Annotated in this window: 3 protein-coding genes; all 3 read right to left on the bottom strand. The window is 49.6% G+C overall.

Translation table 11 applies throughout. The features are described 5' to 3' along the window. Positions 1-62: 62 nt before the first annotated feature. Positions 63-4,862 (bottom strand): HYR domain-containing protein, encoded by a 4,800-nt coding sequence (locus tag GC178_13985; GenBank protein ID MBI1288675.1) that lies wholly within the window; start codon positions 4,860-4,862, stop codon positions 63-65. 190 nt (positions 4,863-5,052) lie between these two features. After that, positions 5,053-11,454 carry an HYR domain-containing protein gene (locus GC178_13990; GenBank protein ID MBI1288676.1) on the bottom strand — a complete coding sequence of 2,134 codons (6,402 nt, stop codon included), beginning with the start codon at positions 11,452-11,454 and terminating at the stop codon, positions 5,053-5,055. Between the two features lie 96 nt (positions 11,455-11,550). Then, on the bottom strand, positions 11,551-22,188 hold a 10,638-nt coding region (locus GC178_13995), incomplete at its 5' end, for a T9SS type B sorting domain-containing protein (GenBank protein MBI1288677.1).

Here is a 22,188-nt window from a genome sequence, read left to right on the forward strand (position 1 = left end):
AGCTTTATAAAACAAAACGGCCCGCCAAATGGCGGGCCGTTTTGTTTTTAGAAATTCAGATATTATTTCTGCTTCACCAATTTCTGAACCGTCATTTGGTCATCAGCATAGATGCGTAAGAAGTAAACACCATCAGGCAATGCAGTAAGGTCATATTGCTTACGCAGGTTGCTTACCTCACCAAGGTCTTGGTCAAGCCATACTTCTTTACCTACCATATCGTAAAGTCCTACGGTCATATCCATCTTACGAGCCATCTCGACCTCAAGCGTGAATCGGCCATTGTTCGGGTTCGGATACACCGCCACATTACCATCAAAGTTGGCTTCTTCAATTCCAACACAACAGGTCATCTCGTAAACGAATGAGCAACCTTCACAACCGTTCATATCAACTACACACACCTTGTAATTTCCACTACCGGTCTCGGCAATATCATACGTGCTACCTGTAGCGCCTGCAATAGGCGAACCATTTAGATACCACTGGTATGATACAAAGTCGCTTGCGTTGCTTATCGTCAAACTATCACCATTTATATCGATCACAGGCTCTGGATCCCAAACGGTCACGTCTACCGGATCGGCAACCATTGAACTGTCTATACATCCATTACCATCAAGTACAATTACCCAATACTCACCCGTTTGAATGGCGTTTATCGTCTGGGTAGTGGAACCTGTATTCCATAGATATGAAGCATAACCAGGACCCGCATTCAACGTTACGTCATCTCCAACACAGAATTCGAGTGGTCCGTCCCAAGTTATCACCGCACCTGGCTGAGGCTCATTCATAATAGCTACAACCTGAGCTGTACCCGTACAACCGTACTGGTTGGTTACGGTAAGCGTAACCGTATCAGAAGCCGTTACGAACGTAGTGTCAACCGTAGAACCAGTTGACCAATCGTAGATGGTGAAACCGGGTTGAGCACTCAAGGTTGCATAATTTCCGATACAGAATTCCACAACAGGCCCAGGAGTAATTGCAGGAGAAGGAATCGGATTAACTGTAATGCCGATGGCATCTGTTTCAACACAACCATTCGCATCTGTTACCGTGACCTCATATACCCCGGTGACATCTACAAATATGGTGGACGTAGAATCGCCTGTAGGTGTCCATGCGTAAGAATCGTATCCTGAACCAGCATCAAGCGTAATGCCACACACGGTTGTATCGCTACCAAGATCGACAATCGGTGCTTGAAGCACATTATAATCTCCAGATGCGGTTGCTGAACAACCATTTGCAGCTGTGTATGTATAATCTACGTTGATGGCACCCGCACCTGCAAGGGACGGGAAGAAAAGGTCACCGACAATTGGATAATTGTCGTAAACTACAGTATAGTCACCACCAAGCGGGAATCCTCCCACAAAAGGAACCGTATCAACGCTTGAACAGGCAAACGCGGGCAGGGTAAGGGTAACTGAAGGTACCGGCAGTACGGTATAAGTACTGCTCGGGCTTGTAGCTGTACAATTGCTGGTGTCAACCCCAACTACGGCTACAGACTGACCGTCCATCAATGTAGAATTCAAATATGGGTTTGTTGAACCGACCGAGACTCCATCTACAAAGAATTCGAATGTTGCACTTCCGTTTGAGGACGCTGTAAACTCGATCTCAGTTCCCTCGCAGATGGTCAGACCACTTGGCGATGCTGTAAGTGATACGGCAAAACCTCCAGGATCACTCAGTGAAACCCCATCGCTGGATTGACAGCCATTTGCATCAGTAACGGTTACGCTATACGCTCCCGCTCCAAGTCCTACTGCAATAGGAGTGGTCTGATTTGAAGGGTCGGTCCATGAATACGTGTATGCAGGTACACCGCCAATCGTAATAGTATTTGCCACACCATCCAATGCACCACAGGCCGATGGGTTGATAGACGAAACTATTCCGATCTGTATTTCGGGATGAACCGTGAAAACTTCTGGAGCACTTGTTGCAGCACACAATTGGGTATCAAGGCCCATTACTGCAATAATGTCTCCATCCATCAATGTATCGGTCACGTAAGGGTTGCTGGTGGAAACCTGAATTCCGTTGACAAAGAAGACATAGGTAGATGCCCCCGATCCGGTGAAGGTTACTGTTTCACCTCCACAGATGGTATCGTTCTGAGAAGTAGTGGTAAGCGTTACCGGGCTCGACCCAATATCGCTCAAAGATGCACTTGTGGCTGCTGTACAGCCGGCATCATCTGTAACCTCTACATAGTAACTACCTGCATTCAAGGATGAAATTGTGTCGCCAACCGCTCCATTGCTCCAATTGTACGTGTAGCTGGGCGTTCCACCAGTTGCAGAGGCTATGATTGAACCGTCAGTTGCCCCACATGAGGTTGGGTCTGAGGTGCTTGCAATTGAAACCGTTGGACTTGGATTCACCGTCACAAAGATGGTATCGCTCTCTACACCGCAAAGATTGGCATCGGTTGCAACAACGGTAACTGCTTGGCCATCCGTCAATGAGGAAGTGACAAATAATGATGTTGGACTTGCCGCCCCTTGAGACACTCCATCTACAAAGAACTCATACGTCAAACCTCCAGATGCGAAGAATGAAAGGCTCTCTCCGATACAGATGGTTGTATCTGCATCATCCACAATCAACGAGACGATCGGTCCAGGGTTAACAGTCGGAATGATGATATTACTTGTTGCTGTACAATTATTGGCATCCGTACCGGTAGCAACAACAGACTCTCCATCGACAAGGGTATTTGTTACAAACGGGTTAGTAGTGGACACTGGCTGACCATCAACAAAGAACTGGTAGTCAACTGACCCAGAAGCAGTAAATGTCACGCTCTCGCCAGCACATATTTCGTTGTTTGGATCCTCGCTACTGGCAAGTGTAACCGGTGAAGCTCCCGGATCGCTTAGGGCATAGGTTTCAGTTGAAAAACATCCATTGTCATCGGTTACAGTAAGAACATATGGCCCTGCTGGTAACCCCGAGATATTAGGTGTTGTTTCTGCATTGCTCCAATCATAACCGTATGGTGGAAGGCCTCCTGAAACGCTGGTAGTGATCAAACCATCCGACAGAGCACAGGCCGATGGATCTGTGACTGTTTCATCAATCACAGGATTATCAAGAACCGTAAAGTTGACGGCCGGGGTGGTAAACGTACAGAAGTTGAAATCCGTACCAGTCACATTGATGATGTCTCCATCCTGTAGTGAGGTTGTAACCCAAGGATTCTGTGTGGTAACCGGAACACCATTGACATAATACTGATACTGGAACGCACCGGACGCGGTAAAAGTCACACTCTCTCCTTGGCATATTTCATTATCCGGGTCGCTATCTGTCAATGTTACTTGCGAGGCGCCTGGGTCGTTCAAACTCACGGACGAGAAATCCTGACACCCAGAGGCATCAGTCACCAAAACCTCGTATGGACCGGCCGTTAATCCCGAAACTGTAGGTCCGACCGAACCGTTGCTCCATGTATAAATATATGGAGGTGCACCGCCAGAGGCTATTGCCGTGATGGTGGCATCTGCGGCACCGCAGGCTGAAGGACTTGTAATACCACTGAACCCAACAGTTGGCGAAGCGATAACGTTAACAGGAACACTAACACAGGCCGTTGTATTACACGGCCCCTCGGCACGCACATAATAATTGGTTGTGGTAAGTGGATTGACCGTCACAGTTGATCCGGCAGCCACAAGCTGCCCTCCACAACTACCTACATACCAATACCATTGTGCGTTTGTACCTAACGACCCTCCATTGACGGTCAAAGTAACCGGGTCTCCTGAACATACGGTACTTGCACTTGCAGTTATAGAGGTTGGATCGGTCGATTCGGTATCTACTACCACATCAAAAGAACATGGAGTGGTGTTCCCAGATGCGTCCTGCGCCTCATAAGTAACCGTTGTAGTTCCAGGTGTAAATGTTCCACCGGAAGCAGGGCCACTTGTAAGGTTTATGACCACTCCCGAGCAGTTATCTGTCGCTGTAGGCAATGGGTAATTGACCACGGGGTTACATCCGGCAAAGACGGTACCTGGACACACAATTGACGGATTCTGGTTATCAACAATGGTCACATCAAAACTCTGGGTTGTCACATTCCCATATGGGTCAGCTGCCTGATAGGTTACGGTGGTCGTTCCCACATTGAAAGTACTTCCACTTGTTGGCCCAGCTGTTTGGGTTACCGTTGCACCACAGAGATCACTCGCAGTAGGTGGGGTCCAAGTTACCGTAGTACCACAGCTTCCATTATCTGCATTGAGTGTAATGTCTGGCGAAACGGTCAGTGAAGGTGCCGTATTGTCGGGCGCAGTCGTTATCTCTACGGTGTAGTAATTGATACAGAGCGGAGCCACGGCATTGTTGTCTCCTGCATTCAGATTCCAAGTTCCGAAAGGAGTTGTACCGTTGTAGTTTCCGAGAACTCCATTGTTAGGGCCAAAGGTTCCTGTAACCGGTGTTCCTGAAGGAATGACATTTCCATCACTGAAGGTGGTAATGACCGTAGTGGTTGTGGCACCGCCAGACCAAGTACCTGGAATAGCGAGAATTTCTGTGCCCGATGGACCAACTATCTCGAAACTTGTTTCCTGATGGCTCGAAAATCCTCCAGTAGGATTACTGCAGGTTCCAGCGGTCTTGGCCCAAGAGATGATGACATTGACATCGGTAATTGCACAACCATCGGTAAAATCACTCTGTGAAAAAGTGACCGGGGGCAATGAGTAGCCATAGTTACCGGCTCCGTCTATTGAGACAGAGGACGGAGCAACATAGCTATGCGATACGGTCTGGGCTTTGCCGATTCCGTAAAAACCAAACAGAAGACAAATTAAAGCTATACGTTTTTTCATGTTCAGGGGTTGTCTTTTCTAAACCTATAATCAGAACCACCGAAATTAATATTTTTTCATCAGTCAATGATGTCTGTCACAATTCGTGTTTCAGTAATAAATTGGAAGACGCGTGCGCAGGATTGAAAGCAAGAAACGGCCGGGAAATCTGTGCTTCCCGGCCGTTCCTACATTACTTCAATAATATCTGTCAGTTCCCTTTCATGATCGGTTTCACTACCGACCCCTCATCTGTAACTATCTTCACATAATAGACTCCACCACTCATACTCGCTATATCAAAGGTTCTACGAAGCGAAGAAACCGATGAGACAAACTCAGGGGCAAGCAGGTCTCGGCCTGCAACATCTGATAGAGTAATTGTCACATCCATAGTACCACCGAAATTGGCCTGAAGCACAAATTCACCAAGCGTGGGGTTCGGGTAGACCTCTACCTGATACTTGGCCTCCAGATCCATGATTCCAGTAAATGTGAACTCAAGATTATAAGAAGTAGCTATACAACCGTTATCGTCCGTTACCTCAACGCGGTAATTTCCACTGCTTGCTGGGACATAAATATAGTTCGTTGCACCAGCAATAGGAGCACCATTCAGGAACCACTGATAGCTTGCAAACGGATCATTCGGCACAAGAAGGCTGTCGCCCTGCTGAACTGGTTGAGGCTGTGGATGCCAAACCTCTACATGCAAAGGATTAGCCACAAGACTACTGTCCAAACAGTCGTTAGCATCGAGAACCGTTACACAATAATCTCCTGTTTGCGTCACCACAATTGACGGAGTGGTAGAACCACTGCACCACAGGTAAGAATTATAGGGCCCCGGTTGTACAGACAGGCTCACACTTTCTCCGAAACAGAACTCGGTTGGGCCACTCGCCACAATTGTCGGAGGTACCGAACTGTTGATGATAACCTCAACCGGATCGGAGGTTGCCGTACAACCGTTATTTGGATCCTCAACTGTTACCGAGTATGACCCCGACTGAGTTACAACGATCGAAGGAGTATTCTGAGTTCCAGGACTCCAAACGTAATTGGTGAAGTTGGCGGTAGCATTCAATGTAACCGAATCTCCACTACATACCTCTATTGGGCCACTTGGCGAAATAACGGCATTTGGAAGCTGCATGGTGGCCACCACCACTTGATCTGAACCATTACAGCCAAACTGATCTGTAACAGTAACTTCAATCTCATCCGAGTTGCAGACGGTAATTGACTGTCCTTGGTCACTCGTACTCCATTGATAGGTAGCATAGCCAGCACCAACATCAAGCGTTACGCATTCACCAGAACAGAAGTTGAGAGGACCACTGGCCACAATTACCGGATCGAGCAGACCGGCAACGGTAACAGAGATATTATCTGTACCGACGCAACCATTACCATCGGTTACCTGAACCGTGTAAGCGGCCGTAGTTGTCACGTTTATGGTCTGAGAGACTTCCGTGGTTGACCAGTAGTAGGTTGAGCCAGGGTTACCGGCATCCAAGGTCAAAACTGAGTTTGTACAGATGGTCGTATCGTTACCAAGATCTACCACAGGCGGCTGGTTTACCACCACCTGAACGGCAGCTGATGTTGCCGTACATCCTTCGAACGTGGTCACAGTAACATTATAATTTCCTGCCGCTGTAACGGTGGTTGTCTGACCATTTGTGGTATTGCTCCAGCTATAGTTCGCGTAACCCGAACCCGCATCCAACACCAGATTGTCTCCTGCACATATCTCCGAGATACCGCTTGGTGTGATGACAGGAAGCGGTACTGGATTGACCGTAACTTGCTGACTGAGGCTGTTTGTACATCCGTTCCCGTCCGTGTAGGTGTAAGTAACAGTGTGAGACCCGACTCCCGCAGTAACGGGGTTGAACGAACTACCTTGAACTCCAGTACCGCTGAAAGTTCCACCCGTTGGGCTACCGATCAACGGAACCGTGGAGGCATTTGCGCAGTAGGCCGGGGCCAATCCTGTGAATGAAACCACCGGTAACTGATTGATCGTTACTGATTGGTCTTGGAAACTGGTACACCCGAATGGGTCGGTATATGTATACTCGATAGTGTGAACTCCTGCTCCTGCATCCGCGGGCGTAAACGTATTGGCAGAAGTGCCGGGGCCTGTGAAGTTACCTCCCACAGGAGAGCCTGTAAGTGTGTAAGCAACTGCATCATCTTCACAATATTCGGCCGAAAGACCTGTGAAAGAAACGACCGGAAGTCCATTTACATCAACACTCTGTGTTTCCGAATCGGTACATCCATTCACATCTGTATAAGTGTAGGTAATGAAGATTGTTCCGACTCCTGCAACAGATGGAACAAAACTGTTTCCGCTTATTCCCAAACCGGTGAACTGACCTCCGGTTGGTGTTCCGGTCAATGGCACAGGCGTGGTCTGATCGATACAGTAGTTGGCGGCAAGTCCAGTAAATGAAACAACCGGAAGCGGATTGAACACAACTGTGATGTCTTCAGAATCGGTACATCCGTTGTTGTCCTCCGTCCAAGTGAAGGTGTAAGAACCTGTCGCATCCACGGTAACGGTGGCATTGGGATCAGTATCGGCAGGACTGAAGACCGCAGTACCCGGTCCTGAATAGGTCCAAACTCCATTTCCAACCGAAGGCGTTGCTCCGAAAATGAAATCAAGATCGCATTCCGATCCCCCTTGACCTGCATTTGCAATGGGCTGCTGGTAGAAGTTCACGGTAATTGTAGCATTATCAGAACATGGCCCGTTCACCTCCGTCCAAGTGAAATCGTACGAACCGTAAGTATCAACTGTTACCGTTGTCGTAGCACTGTGTGCATTAGCGAAGAATGCGTTACCGGGACCACTATAGGTCCAAGTACCAGTTCCGTAGCTGGCCGTTCCGTTGAAAACGAAATTCAGGTCACACTCATCTCCTCCTAAACCAGCATCTGCAACTGGCTGATCGTAGAAATTGACAACAACAATATCGTCATCGGCACAGGTTCCATTGGTCTCCGTCCAAGTAAAGGTATATGTACCGGACTGAGAGACTGTAACCGTGGTTGTGGGGTCAGTATCATCAACATAGCTGGCTGTTCCTGGGCCTGTTGCCGTCCATACGCCATTGCCAACAGAAGGAACGGCTGAGAAAACAAAATCAAAGTCACACTCGTCACCGCCTGTTCCTGCATCAGCAACAGGCTGCTCATAGAAGTTTACACTGACCGAGCGGGAATCTGAACATGACCCATTCGTTTCGGTCCAAGTGAAATCGTAGGTTCCATAAGTATCAACTGTTACAGTAGTGATCGGTGAAGAACTGTTGGTGAAAGTGGCACTTCCCGGGCCTGATGTCATCGCCCAAGCTCCTGTTCCTACACTTGGCGTTGCCTGAAGGAGGAAGTTCAAATCGCACTCATCACCGCCAACACCTGCATCAGCAACTGGTTGCTCGTAGAAGTTCACGGTTACCGAGGCAGCATCAGAACATGTCCCATTTATCTCGGTCCAAGTAAACGTATAGGTGCCATAGGCCGAAACTGTAACGTCCGTGTTCACATCAAGGTCATTTGTAAATGTAGCTGTTCCGGGGCCTGTCGATGTCCAAAGACCCACACCTACTGAGGCCGTTCCATTGAATGTGAAATTCAGATCACATTCATCTCCTCCTGTTCCTGCATCAGCCACAGGTTGCTCGTAATAATCCACAGTAATTGTTTCTGAATCGGAACAGGTACCGTTGGTCTCTGTCCAAGTGTAAGTGTAGCTTCCATACTGATCGACAGTTACGGAGGTAGTAGGATCGGTATCGTCTGCAAATGTTGATGTTCCAGGTCCGTTTATTTGAGTCCATTGCCCGTTGCCCACACTTGGGTTGGCACTGAAAGTGTGATCCAGATAGCACTCGCTTCCCCCGGCTCCGGCATCTGCTACCGGCTGCTCATAGAAGTTAACTGTTATCTGATCTACCGAGGAACAGTTGCCGTTGGTCTCGGTCCAAGTGAATGTGTAAGTGCCATAGTTGCTCACGGTTACCGTTCCTGTTGGATCAGAGGCACTTGAATATGTTGCCAATCCTGGTCCATTTGCGGTCCAAAGTCCATTTCCAACAGATGGAACGGCAGAGAATGTAAAGTTAAGATCGCACTCATCTCCCCCACTTCCGGCATCCGCAACTGGCAATTCGTCAAACTGAACCGAAATAGAGGCTGAGTTGGTACATCCATTATTGTCTTCGGTCCATGTGAATACGTATGTTCCGTAGGTATCCACCGTGACCACTGCGTTCGGTTCACTTGCATCAGGAGAGTAGGTTGCGCTTCCAGGGCCAGAAGCCGTCCAAGTTCCAGTACCCACACTTGGTGTTGCTCCAAATTGGAAATCAAGGTCACATTCGCCTCCACCAAAACCAGGATTTGGAGTTGGCACCTCGTAAAAATTGACCGTAACTTCATCATAGTCGGAACATTGGCCGTTTACCTCCGTCCAGCGGAACACATAAGTTCCGTATGCGGAAACTTGAACCGTACACGTTGGGCTATTGATGTTGGAGAACAGAGGTGTTCCCGGACCACTCACCAAAGTCCAAGTTCCAGTACCTACTGAAGGAAGTGCTGCAAATGTGTAGTTCAGGTCACATTCAGAACTTCCCGAACCAGCATCTGGCGCAGGCTGTTCATCAACAGAAACCTGCTGTGTTTGACTATCAGTACAGTTGTTGATGTCGGTGAATGTGTAGGTAATATTGTAAGGACCTGTAGGGCCAGCCGCAGCGGGATTGAATGTGGCAGTACCGGGTCCTGTATTGGAAATTGCGAGAGCCGCATCAAGACTATAGAACGTACCACCATTTTGGCTACCCGTAAGCGTTACCGGAGCTTCGGTCTCGCAATACACCGGATCGAGACCCGTGAACGTTACCACAGGAATAGGGGTGACCACAACCTGAGCAGTACCCAAAAAACCTGAAGTACGCACGCAACCAGTTGCATCTTGAATAGCTGTGTAGCTGTAAGTAACAGTTGTTGGGGGAGTAACTGAATAAGAATCTCCACTTTGAACACCATTGACATTATAGGTATTGATACCATCCGTGATCGTGACATTGAAAGGTGGTGTACCAGAGGTGAACGTGAATGTGACGTCTGTTTGGCTTCCCTGACATATAGGAGATGGGGAAAGTGACAATGCTCCGTTTGGAACTGGGTCAACATTAACTGTAAATGAACAGTTGTCAGTATTTCCTGACGCATCAACTACTTGATAGGTAACCGTAGTGTTTCCTGAAGGGAACGTGGATCCCGAGGCATATCCTCCAGTAAGAATTGTCTGTGAACCTGAGCAGTTATCTGTTCCTACGGGTGTAGTGTAATTGATAACCGCGCCACAGTTTCCAGTAGTAGAGACGGTACTGATATTATTGGGGCATGTGATCTGCGGATCTTCGATATCAAAAACTGTGACGGTAAATGAGCAGTCGGCAGTATTGTTTGCCAGGTCGGTTGCACGCCAGACCACGGTTGTTACGCCAACCGGAAAACTGGAACCGCTTGCGGATCCAGAAAGCAACGATGCAGTAGCGTAGCAGTTATCAGCCGCTGCTGGGGTGGTGTAAGATACTGTAGCAGAACACGAGTTCAAAGGAGCATTTGCAGTAAGGTCTGAGGGACAACTGATAGTCGGATTCTGAGTGTCAACAATGGTCACAGTAAACGACTGATCGACAAAATTGCCATAAGTGTCCTCTGCCCGATAGGTGACCGTGGTCGAACCCAATGCAAAATCGTCTCCATTTGCATGACCTGCGATTTGAGTGACCGTTACCCCACATTGGTCTGAAGCAGTCGGAGTTGTCCAAGACACTGGAGCGGTACACTGCCCATTGGACGCAGGCAAGGTGATGTTGGACGGAAATGACGTGAATGTTGGATTGGTATTATCAGGCGCTGTAGTAACCTTAACCTGATAATACGTGACACACAATGGCGCATTCGGGCCATTGTCACCAGCACTCAAACTCCAGTTTCCAAAAGGTGTTTGCCCGTTATATGTATTCAGGTTACCGTTATTGGGCCTAAAAGTACCCGTTACAGGAGTTCCAGAAGGAATGTTGGCCGCTTGCTGACTAAAGGTTGTAGTGACAGAGTTGGTCGTAGCATTTCCTGACCAAGTACCGGGGACCGCCAATATCTCATTGCCCAAAGGACTGTTTACCCGATAGCTGGTTTCACCATGATAAGAAGCACCACCTGTCGGAGAGCTACATGTACCAGCTGTCTTCGCCCAGTTGATCACAACATCAACATCAGAGATAACACAACCTTGGCTGAACATTCCCTGACTGAACGTGACCGCTGGAAGGGTAGTCCCATAATTACCAACATTATTGATACTGGTTGAACTGACGGGGGATGTCCATGTTTGTGTAACGGTCTGAGCATTTGCCACACCAATTGACACCAAGGTCAGAACAAAAAGAAAGTAGAGTTTTTTCATGGTAAGTATAACGTCAATGATACCTGTTGTATCCGGTTTGCCCATTTCAATGGCAAGACAACAAAAATATGCAATATAACGAATGACTGACACCGTTAGTCGATTGATATTCATGCTTTAACGACAATCGACACGAACAATGAATTCTCTAAAAACGAAGGGCTCCAATTTCTTGGAGCCCTTTCGTCTTGATTAGTTCAGAAGTGGGAATCAGTTCCGCAGCAGCGTGAAGAAACCTGTCTGCTCACTTACGTGACCATCCTTGTACTCCAACTGAATCACATAGTAGTATGTACCGGCCTCGCAGTCAACGCCTTCGGTCGTCTTACCTGTCCACATGAACTCGCGGCCTTCGCTTGCATACACGCTGTGTCCCCAACGACTGTAAATGGTCATGCTGATGTTGTTCAGATCGGTGCCTTGCAACCAGATCACATCATTGACCCCATCGTTGTTCGGAGTGAACACGTTAGGAATATCGATGATCACCTTCACTTCGAGACCAGCCGTTGCCGTGTCTGTACAACCATTGTTCGATGCGATCAATGTCACCCAGTATGAGCCTGGATCTGCGTAGTTATGGTTCGGATTCTGCAACATGCTTGTCAGACCATCTCCAAAGTCCCAATGCCAATCGGTAACGTTTCCGAGCGTTGTATCTGTGAACTGAACATCGCTTCCGAATGGAACATCACCCGCTGGGTCACGCTCAAATCCTGCAAGCGGATATTCGTACACATATACTTTGATGTGATCCTCGTCTGAGATGCTACAGTTTTCGTTCGAAGCGACAACCACGTATTCGGTGATTCCTACCCCAGGACTCACAACAATGGATGCTCCGGTTCCGACCTCTTCACCATCCACATACCAAGTGTAAACGGTTCCTGAAGTGCCTCCAGTTGCAGTAAGCATTGTGCTTTGACCATCACAGATATTGATGTCTGGACCAGCGTTCACTTCTGGAATGGCCGCTTCCTCTACTTCGATGCAAGCATGAGCTTCGCAGCCGTTGATGGATGCAGTCGTTGCACAGTATTGTCCTGCTTCACTCACCCAAATGCTCTGAGTGGTTGCTCCTGTTGACCAAGTAACACCTTCGCCACCAGCATACTGCGCTGTCAGCATGACGCTGTCGCCCGTACAGAACTCTGTTCCACCCGTAATCTCGATAAGCGGTACTTGACCTTCTTCAACCTCTATCGACCCTTCGGCAGTACAACCGTTGGCATCCGTGATCTCCACGCTGTAAGAGCCAGCCTGAGATACTGTGATGCTTGATGAAGTCTCTTGCGTACTCCAAACGTAGCTCACCGCGTTCTGCGAAGTGGCTGTCAATTCAACCTCACTACCAGGACACATTGGGTTGTTACCAGCCGTTACATCTACCGCAACTTCTGGCGCAGTATAGAAGTCGATGCTGATACAAGTGGAGGCTTCGCAACCATCAACAGATGCCGTAGAGACGCAGTACTCGCCTGCTTCCGTTACAACAATGGTTTGCGAGGTGGAACCATTTGACCAAAGAACTCCTTCGCCCCCAGCGTACTGAGCTGTGAGCTCAATGCTGCTTCCAGCACATGCTACCGTATCACCCGTGATCTCGAGAAGCGGAGTTTGTCCCTGCTCGATCTCGACCGAAGTATGGTTCTCGCAGCCACCTTCATCAACCACGGTTACGGTGTACGTTCCTGACTCATAAACCCAGATGGATTCTGAAGTTGAACCGTTGTTCCACTCATAGCTCATCGCACCCTGAGAAACTGCTGTCAGCAGCGCACTGTCGCCATCGCAAAGCGGATTGTTTCCATCCACCATGATCTCCACATTCGGCAGTTCGAACACTTCCACATCTACTGAAGTAGAAGCTGTACAACCGTTGGTGTCAACTACTTCCACTTCGTAGGTTCCAGCCTCCGTTACCCAAATGCTGGTACCCGTTGAGCCTGTGCTCCATTGGTAACCATCGCCAGCCTGACAAACAGCGGTAAGTAGGACGCTGTCTCCCTGACAAAATGGGTTGTTTCCTGAAACCTCGATCTCAACCTCTGGTGTTGGGAAGAAGTCGATGTCGATGCTATCCATGTTTGAACAACCGAACTCGTTCCAAACGGTCACCACATAAGTTCCAGCGGTTGTTACTTCAATGCTTGATGAAGTTGCGCCCGTTGACCATTCCACATTGACAGCACTTGCAGACTGAGCTGTGAGCTCAACCACATCGCCAGAACAACTCGGATTAGCTCCGCCAGAGATGAACACTTCCACATCTGGTGCATCCAGAATGGTGATGGACACAATATTGCTTTCACCGATCCAGTCTGTACAACCGTGGTTGCGCGCCACTCGGATGTAGCAGGTGTTCTCGGTAACCATTCCAGGATCATAGCTCTCGCCATCAGCACCTGGGATCAATGTGAATCCAGCAGGAATTGCTTCCTGAGTAGGCGCATTGATCGTTGGGTCGTTCGGAGGACATGGGCCGCTGTACCAAGCGTACTCGACCGGGCCGATGCCACCTGTTGCAGGAGTAATGCTCACGATCGGATCTGGATCGAATGGACCGCAGTTCTCTTGATAGCCATCAATTTGACCACCATCGGTCACGTTGCAGCAACCAACATTCTCAACTTGAACGCTGCACGAATCGACACAGCCGTTAGCATCGGTAACCACAACTGAGTAGGTTCCTTCTGCAAGTTCTGTGATGTTTGCTCCCGTTCCACCATTGCTCCAGGCATAGCTGAATGGAGATGGCGAACCGCTCACGGTCACACTTGCAGTACCGAGGTTTCCGTTCTCACACGTTCCGTTCTCAGAACTGCATTGTACAACTGGCGTTGGATCGACCTCAATCGAGACAATATTGCTTTCTCCAACCCGGTCAGTACAACCGTGATTACGCGCCACACGGATGTAGCAAGTGGTCTCTTCAACCAATCCTGGATCGTAGCTTTCGCCTGTGGCACCAGGAATAAGAGTGAATCCAGCAGGGATTGCTGTTTCTCCGATGGTTGGGTCATTTCCTTGACAAGGACCGCTGTACCAAGCATATTCAACTGGACCGATGCCACCTGTTGCTGGTGTAACGCTCACAATTGGATCTGGGTCAAACGGACCGCAGTTCTGCTGAGAACCATCAATTTCACCTCCATCGGTCACATTACAGCATGGAACCACTTCAACCGAAGTTGTGCATGAATCCACACAGCCGTGACCATCGGTCACAACCACGCTGTACGTTCCTTCAGCAAGGCCTGTAATGCTGGCCGTGGTTTCACCATTGCTCCAAGCGTAGCTGAATGGAGATGGGGCACCGCTAACGGTTACACTTGCAGAACCAACGTTTCCATTCTCGCATGTTCCGTTCTCAGAAGAACATTGGGCAACTGGCGTTGGATTGACGATGATCGAAACAATGTTGCTCTCACCGATCCACTCTTCACAACCTTGGTTGCGCGCCACACGGATGTAGCAAGTGGTCTCTTCCACCATTCCAGGGTCGTAACTCTCGCCTGTTGCTCCAGCGATCAATGTGAATCCAGCAGGAATTGCGGTTTCACCGATCGTTGGGTCGTTGCCAGGGCACGGACCGCTGTACCAAGCATACTCAACTGGACCGATACCACCTGTTGCAGGCGTTACGCTTACGATCGGCTCTGGGTCGAACGGACCACAGTTCTCTTGCGTTTCAGCGATCTCGCCACCATCCGTAACGTTGCAGCAAGGCGTTACAGAAACCGTGGTTGTGCAAGTAGCCTCGCAACCGTTCACATCAGTTACGGTAACCGTGTACGTTCCAGCCTCCAAGCTATCGATCATAGCCGTGGTTTCGCCATTGCTCCAAGAAATGGTGTAAGGCTCAGTTCCGCCAGAAGCGTGAGCAACCGCTGTTACTACGTTTCCGTTCGAGCAATTTCCATCCAAACCATTGCAGCTAAGCTGAATAGCTGGGTAAACTGTGAAGGTGATGATATTACTCTCACCGATCCATGGCTCACAACCGCTGTTGCGCGCACATCTTCTGAAACATGTGGTCTCCGTCAACATTCCTGGGTCATAGCTAACGCCTGTTGCACCTGGAATCGGTGTCCATGTGTTCGGATCGGTGTTGCAATCTCCTTGCAGCCACATGTACTGAACTGGGCCGATGCCGCCTGTTGCTGGAGCAACCGAAGTGATCGGATCTGGATCGAAGGCACCGCAGTTTGAACCGCCACCAGCAATTTCACCTGGATCGGTCACATTGCAGCATGGCGTAACGATCACGCTTTCGCTGCAAGATGCCGTACATCCGTTGGCATCGGTCACCGTTACGGTGTAAGTACCTTCTGCAAGACCGGTGATGTCGGCAGTAGTCTCGCCATTGCTCCAATCGTAAGTGAATGGAGCTGTTCCATCGATCACATCAACAGATGCGCTGGCCACGTTTCCGTTTCCGCAGTCTCCAGAGATGCTTGAACACTCAATTGTCAATGCATTCTGAATCGTGATGGTAATGATGTTGCTTTCACCGATCCATGGCTCGCAACCGCTATTGCGCGCACATCTTCTGAAACATGTGGTCTCGGTCAACATTCCTGGGTCATAGCTAACACCCGTTGCACCTGGAATCGGAGTCCATGTGTTCGGATCGGTGTTGCAATCTCCTTGCAGCCACATGTATTGTACTGGACCGATGCCGCCTGTTGCAGGAGCAACCGAAGTGATCGGATCCGGATCGAAGGCAGTACAGTTTGTCTGTTCGCCAGCGATCTCACCTGGATCGGTCACATTACAGCATGGCGTAATGACCACGCTTTCGCTGCATGTTGCCGAACAACCGTTTGCATCTGTTACTGTTACGCTGTACGTTCCTTCTGCAAGACTATCTATCATGGCAGTGGTTTCGCCATTGCTCCACTCGTAAGTGTAAGGAGCTGTTCCATTCAGCACATCTACAGATGCACTTGCCACGTTTCCATTTCCGCAATCGCCTGAGATGCTTGAACACTCGACCTCAAGTGCAGGGAAGATGGTAATGCAGATGATGTTGCTTTCGCCCACATAGGTTTCGCAACCTTGGTTTCTTGCACATCGCAGGAAGCAACGGCTTTCCGTCAACATGCCTGGATCATAGCTTTCGCCATTGGCACCTGGAATCACCTGCCAGCCATTGTTTCCATAGTTCGGAACGTTCTCTGTGTTCCACAACCATACATATTCAACTGGACCGATACCGCCTGTTGCAGGAGCAAGACTTGTGATCGGATCCGGATCGAATGGACCGCAGCTTTCCTGAGAACCTGAGATCTCTCCAGCATCCGTCACGTTACAGCATGGCGTGATCGAGACCGAAGTCGAACAATCGGCACTGCAACCGTTGGCATCCGTTACTGTTACGCTGTACGTTCCTTCCGCCAGATTGCTGATTGAAGCCGTGGTCTCACCGTTGCTCCACAGGTATGCGTAAGGTGCTGTTCCTCCGCTTGCGCTAACAGAAGCAGAGGCCACATTTCCATTGCCGCAGTTTCCGTCAACTGGAGTACAGGCCACCGTAGGAACTGGGTTAATTGTGATGCAGATGATGTTGCTTTCGCCCATGTACATCTCACAACCACTTCTTCGCGCACAGCGCAAGAAGCAACGGCTTTCAGTCAGCATACCTGGATCGTAGCTCTCGCCTGTGGCACCAGGAATCATCACCCAACCGTTGTTTCCATAGTTCGGTACGTTCTCGGTGTTCCACAACCACACGTATTCAAGATCTCCAAAACCACCTGATGCAGGCGTAACTGAAGTGATCGCTCCTGGATCGAATGGGCCACAGTTCTCTTGCGAACCTGTGATCTCACCACCATCGGTCACATTACAGCATTCTGTAATAGCAACGGTCTTGCTGCAAGTAGCTTCACAGCCGTTTGCATCCGTTACCGTTACGCTGTACGTTCCCGCAGCCAAGCTGTCGATACTGGCCGTGGTCTCGCCATTGCTCCACAGGTATGCATAAGGTTCTGTTCCGCCAGAAGACGTAGCATATACGGATGCCACTCTTCCATTGGCACATGTACCATCATCCTCAGAGCAGAATACTTCTGGAACTGGGTTCACGGTGATGCAGATGATGTTGCTTTCGCCCATGTACATCTCACAGCCTTGGTTTCTTGCACATCGCAGGAAGCATCGGCTTTCAGTCAGCATACCTGGATCATAGGTCTCGCCATTTGCACCAGGGATCATCACCCAACCGTTGTTACCGTAGTTCGGTACGTTCTCGGTGTTCCACAACCATACATATTCTACTGGTCCAAGACCACCTGTTGCAGGAACAAGCGAAGTGATCGGGTCTGGATCGAACGGACCGCAGTTCTCTTGCGAACCAGCGATCTCGCCACCATCAGTAACGTTGCAGCATGGCTCAGACATGATGGTGACAGCACAATCGGCTGAACAGCCATTTGCATCCGTAACGGTTACGCTGTAATCGCCAGCAGTAAGGTTGCTGATGCCCGCATTGGTAGAACCGTTGCTCCACAGATATGTGAATGGTGCTGTTCCACCAGTAATGGTCAATGATACAGAACCCATTCCGTTGTTGCTGCAATCGCCATGTGTTGGGTTGCAAACAACTTCTGGTTGAGGGAAGATGGTGATGGTGATGATGTTGCTTTCGCCCACATAATCACTGCATCCTTCTCGTCTTGCACATCTTCTGAACTGCGTAGTTACACTCACCACACCTGGATCGTAAGACAATCCGTTGGCTCCAGGAATCATCTGCCATGGGCCAGACATTCCCTGACGTGTGATCCAAACGATCTCGAGGTTTCCAAGACCGCCTGATGGATCGGCAATGCTTACCAACTCAGCCACATCCAATGGTCCGCAGTTCTCCTGATCGTATCCGATCTCGCCTGGTTCGGTCACATTGCAGCAACCAGTTGTCTCAACCGATGTGCTGCATGTAGCCTCACAACCGTTGGCATCGGTAACCGTTACGCTGTACGTTCCTGTGGCCAAATTGTCAATTGATGCTGTTGTGGCACCATTACTCCACAGATACGTGTATGGTTCAGTTCCACCGCTTGCAGACACAGAGGCCGAAGCTGTATTTCCGTTGTTGCAATCGCCACTTGTAGAAGTGCACGATACAACTGGCGCTTCATTGATGGTGATGCAGATGATGTTGCTTTCACCGATGTAGGTCTCACAACCTTGGTTTCTTGCGCATCGCAAGAAGCATCGGCTTTCTGTCAACATTCCTGGATCGTAGGTTTCACCTGTTGCGCCAGGAATCATGACCCAACCGTTGTTTCCGTAGTTCGGAACGTTTTCGGTGTTCCACAACCAGACGTATTCCACTGGTCCGATACCACCAGATGCTGGAGCAACCGAAGTGATCGGGTCTGGATCGAATGGACCACAGTTTTCCTGAGAACCAGCGATCTCACCAGCTTCCGTTACGTTGCAGCATGGCGTTGCGGCAACAGATACAGAACAATCATCCGAGCATCCGTTCGCATCCGTAACAGTTACGCTGTAAGTGCCATCAGCAAGGTTGCTGATGGAAGCTGTAGTTGCTCCGTTGCTCCATAGATACGCGTATGGTTCCGTTCCACCACTTACCGATACGGAAGCAGAAGAAACGTTTCCGTTGTTGCAGCTTCCGTTTTCAGGAGAGCAGGTTGCAACTGGTTGCGGATTGATGGTGAAGCAAATGATATTGCTCTCGCCCACATAGGTCGTACATCCACTTCTTCTTGAACAACGCAGGAAGCAACGGCTTTCCGTCAACATACCTGGATCATACGTAGGTGAATTGCTGTTCGGAATTTCCACCCAGCCGTTGTTGCCGTAGTTCGGAACGTTCTGTGTATTCCACAACCACACGTATTCAAGGTCACCCAATCCGCCCGTTGGCAATGAGGCCGATGTGATCGGATCCGGGTCGAATGGCCCACAGTTTGTGCCACCGCCTGCGATCTCGCCTCCGTTGGTCACATTGCAGCATGGAGTAACCGAAACGGTCTTGCTGCAAGTTGCAGTACATCCGTTGGCATCAGTTACCGTTACGCTGTAAGTTCCCTCAGCCAAACCGCTGATAGAAGCTGTGGTCGCACCATTGCTCCAAGCGTACGTGTAAGGCTCATCGCCACCGCTCACAGCTACAGAAACCGAAGCCTCGTTATTGTTCTGGCAGTTGCCATCAACCTTGGTACATGTTGCTGAAATGGCGCTTGGCTCACCAACTGTTGATGAACAAGTTGCAGTACATCCGTTCGCATCCGTAACAGTTACTGAGTACGAACCAGCACCAACATTATCAACAGATGCAGTTGTAGCACCGTTGCTCCACAAGTACGTGTAAGGAGCGCTTCCGCCAGCAGCATTCACACTCAACGAACCATCGTTCTCGCCATTACAAGATGCATTGGTTGAGTTGCATGTAGCAGACAATCCGCTTGGTTCACCAACCACAGTAGTGCAGTTATCGGTACATCCGTTGGCATCGGTTACAGTTACGCTGTAGCTTCCAGCCATCAGACCAGAAATGGTAGCGGTTGTTCCGCCATTGCTCCAAGCATACGTGTAAGGAGCTTCGCCACCAGTTACGCTTACCGTTGCTGTTCCTGTTCCAGAACCGTTGCAACCGCTATCGGTAGATGAGCATGAAGCAACTGGGCTATCGTTCACCACAAAGCAGATGATGTTGCTTTCGCCAACGTAGGTCGTACATCCGCTTCTTCTTGAACAACGCAGGAAGCAGCGTGTCTCGGTGATCATTCCTGGATCGTATGTCGGTGAGTTGCTGTTCGGAATTTCCACCCAACCGTTGTTACCGTAGTTCGGAACGTTCTGCGTATTCCACAACCACACGTATTCAAGGTCTCCCAGTCCGCCAGTTGGCAATGAGGCCGATGTGATCGGGTCTGGATCGAATGGACCGCAGTTCTCCTGACCACCAGCGATCTGACCTCCGTTAGTCACATTGCAGCATGGAGTGATTTCAACCGTTTTGCTGCAAGTGGCCGTACATCCATTCAAATCCGTGACAGTCACGCTGTACGTTCCAGCGGCCAGACCGTTGATAGAAGCAGTTGTTGCTCCATTGTTCCACAGATATGTGTAAGGGGAAGTTCCACCCTGAACAGTCACAGATACCGAACCAACGTTTCCATTGTTGCAGTTGCCATCTACTTTCGAGCAAGTGGCCAAAGGTGCCGCATGGATGGTGATCTCAAGCACATTCGAGCAGACCTCAAATTCAGGACAACCTGTTCGTTTTGCGCAACGCTTGAACTGCGAGTTCACGCTGATCACACCTGGATCATACGTTTCTCCGTTCGCACCAGGAATCGGCATCCAGGCCGTTTCGGTCTCTTTCTGATACCATTGATAAACGATATCGCCCAAACCTCCTGTTGCTGGTGCAACACTTGTAAATGGATCTGGGTCGAACGCACCACAACCACTTTGGCTTCCAGCAACCTCGCCTGGTTCGGTCACATCGCAGCATGGGTTTGTGGTAACTGATGTTGAACAGTCAGTTGTACAACCTTTCACGTCTGTCACCGTCACGCTGTATGTTCCATCGGTCAACCCTGTGATAGAAGCAGTTGTTGCTCCATTGCTCCACAGGTAGCCGTAAGGTGAGGTTCCGCCAGAAACAGATACAGAAGCGGAAGCTGAGTTGCTGTTGTTGCAATCTCCATTTACTGGAGTGCAAGTAGCAACTGGAACTGGGTTCACCACCATGCAGATCACGTTGCTTTCACCGATGTACGTGGTGCAACCTTGGTTTCTCGCACAGCGGATGAAGCAGCGGCTTTCGCTCAGCATTCCAGGATCGAAGGTCTCAGAATTGCTGTTCGGAATCTCTACCCAACCGTTGTTTCCGTTGTTGATCGGAACGTTCTGTGAGTTCCACAACCAAACATATTCTACTGGACCGATACCACCAGTTGCTGGAGCAACCGAAGTGATGGCCGCTGGGTCGAATGGACCGCAGTTTTCCTGACCACCAGCGATGTGACCGCCATCGGTCACATTACAGCACCCTTCAACAGTAACATTTACGCTGCAAGAAGCCGTACATCCGAAGTAATCGGTAACGGTAACTGAATACGTTCCCTCGGCCAAGTTGCCGATGGACTGCGTTGTTCCTCCATTGCTCCACAGGTATGTGTATGGAGAAGTTCCGCTTTGAACATTTACGGATGCAGAAGCACCGTTTCCGTTGCTGCAGTTACCGCTGATGCTTGTGCAGTTGACCTGTGGCACGGAGTGAATGATGATCTCCAACACATCCGAACAGACCACAAATTCAGGACAGCTGGCACGCTTGGCGCATCGCTTGTACTGCGTGTTCACAGATGTGTAAGGAGCATCATAGGTTTCCCCGTTTGCTCCTGGGATCGGCATCCAGGCCGTCTCTGTTGTCTTCGAATACCATTGATAAACGATATCGCCCAGACCGCCTGTTGCTGGTGTCACATTCGTGAACGCCTCAGGGTCGAATGGTCCGCAACCTTCCTGTGTTCCTGCCACCTCACCTGGATCGGTGACGTTGCAGCATGGTACGGTTGATACGGTCACAGAACAGTTGTCTGAACAACCGTTGGCATCGGTAACTGTTACCGAATAGGTTCCGTCTGTAAGATCTTGGATGGAGGCAGTTGTTGCTCCATTACTCCAAGCATAGGTGAACGGTGCCGTTCCGCCTGTTACTGTAACAGAAGCTGACGCCTGATTTCCATTGGCACAGGTTCCATCCACCTTGCTGCAATTGGCAGTAGGCTCTGGATTGATGGTGAAGCAGATCCTGTTGCTCTCTCCCACATACGTGGCACATCCGCTTCTTCTTGCGCA

The organism is Flavobacteriales bacterium (assembly GCA_016124845.1).
In the GTDB taxonomy this organism is placed as follows: Bacteria; Bacteroidota; Bacteroidia; order UBA10329; family UBA10329; genus UBA10329.